The following is a 1,771-nucleotide window of genomic DNA, read 5'->3' as shown; positions in this document are numbered from 1 at the left end:
AATTCCCCTCATCGGAAAAATAAAAATTATCTTGGACTAACCTATATGTATCTTCTAATTGCCGTTTACTGTGTACTTTCGAATTATAGGTCCCTTTGTAGGAGCACACAAGATCCTCAAATTCAAATGTTGCCATTTGACCGATAGCCACCGAAGAATAAATGGAGAAAAGCAGGGTTAATAGCAATAGATACTTCATTATCGAGGAACTAAATTATAAAACAAATATAAGCCACCTGTGGTTAATTACCAATTAATCCTTAAATTCGCAACATGAAAGAAACTGTTGTAAGCGGTATCAGAAGTACCGGAAAATTACACTTAGGAAATTATTATGGGGCGTTGAGCAACTTCGTGAAAATGCAAAACGAATACAACTGCTTCTTTTTCATTGCAGATCTCCATTCTTTAACCACGCACCCTACCCCAAGCGATTTAAACAGAACCGTTCGGGAAGTTGTCGTCGAATATTTAGCCGCTGGTATCGATCCTGAACAATCAACAATATATGTGCAATCTGATGTGCCCGAAGTAGCGGAACTATATCTTTACATGAATATGAATGCGTATCTTGGGGAGCTGGAACGGGCCACAGCATTTAAAGATAAAGTACGTGCGAATCCTGATAATGTTAATAGTGGACTCCTTACTTACCCGGTATTGATGGCGTGCGATATCCTTATCCATCACGGCACTAAGGTACCTGTCGGCAAAGACCAGGAGCAACATTTAGAGATGACCAGAACATTCGGCAACCGATTTAATAGACTATATAATGTCGACTATTTCAAAGAAGCTTTCGCGTTTAGTTATAGTGATAAACTAGTGAAGATCCCAGGATTAGACGGAAATGGCAAAATGGGCAAATCCAATGGCGAGGCAAGCTGTGTCTATTTAAGTGATTCCCCGGAAATTATCCGTAAAAAAGTGATGCGAGCGGTATCCGATTCTGGCCCGACAGAAGTGAATCAACCTAAGCCCGAAGCAATTCAAAACCTGTTCGACTTAATGAAAGTCGTGTCTTCAGCCGACACACTGGCCCATTTTAATCAATTGTATAATAATTGTGAAATTCGATACGGAGACCTAAAAAAGCAGCTGGCGGAAGACATGATTATAGCAACTGATCCTGTGAGATCCCGCATTGAGGAAATATCGAATGATGAAGAATACATTAAAAAAGTAATCCGTCTTGGGGCTGAAAAGGCAAGTGAAAGTGCGCGAAAAACCATCACCGAAGTGCGCGAAATTATAGGTATAAAGAAATTATATTAATATTTTGAACATGCATATAGCAATTGTAGGAAATATCGGCGCTGGGAAAACCACACTAACTGAAAAATTAGCTCGTCACTTAAATTTTGAACCACAGTTCGAAGCTGTGGAGAACAACCCATATCTGGAAGATTTTTACAGTGACATGAAGCGATGGGCTTTTAACTTACAGATATTTTTTTTGAACAGTCGTTTTAGACATATCGTTGAACTTCAAAAAAGTGGCATCAATATGATCCAGGATCGTACAATTTATGAGGATGCGTATATTTTTGCCGAAAACCTTTATGATATGGGCCTGATGAGTGCACGTGACTTCGAAAACTACAGCAATATTTTTCAAAGTATCGTTCACTATATCAAACCGCCGGATTTGTTAATTTATTTACGTGCTTCTGTCCCAACCCTTGTTAATAACATTCAAAAAAGAGGACGTGATTACGAATCTGCGATCCGCTTAGACTATCTCTCAAAATTAAATGAGAAATACGAGAAA

The 1,771-nt window shown here is 38.8% G+C and carries 2 protein-coding genes and 1 pseudogene; 2 read left to right on the top strand and 1 reads right to left on the bottom strand.

Translation table 11 applies throughout. From position 1 onward, the window contains the following. Nucleotides 1-199: pseudogene (locus HP439_RS19500) on the bottom strand (hypothetical protein); the annotation flags it as partial. Between the two features lie 74 nt (nucleotides 200-273). Between HP439_RS19500 and trpS the strand changes: the two are divergent. Then, nucleotides 274-1,275, top strand: a complete 1,002-nt coding sequence (gene trpS / locus HP439_RS18945) for a tryptophan--tRNA ligase (RefSeq protein WP_172391886.1) — start codon at nucleotides 274-276, stop codon at nucleotides 1,273-1,275. Nucleotides 1,276-1,285: 10 nt separating this feature from the next. Then, nucleotides 1,286-1,771 (top strand): deoxynucleoside kinase (locus HP439_RS18940; RefSeq protein ID WP_172391885.1); only part of this gene is annotated, 486 nt, incomplete at its 3' end.

This window comes from Sphingobacterium shayense (genome assembly GCF_013179575.1).
In the GTDB taxonomy this organism is placed as follows: domain Bacteria; phylum Bacteroidota; class Bacteroidia; order Sphingobacteriales; family Sphingobacteriaceae; genus Sphingobacterium; species Sphingobacterium shayense.
This window is presented reverse-complemented; position numbering and strand designations above follow the sequence as displayed.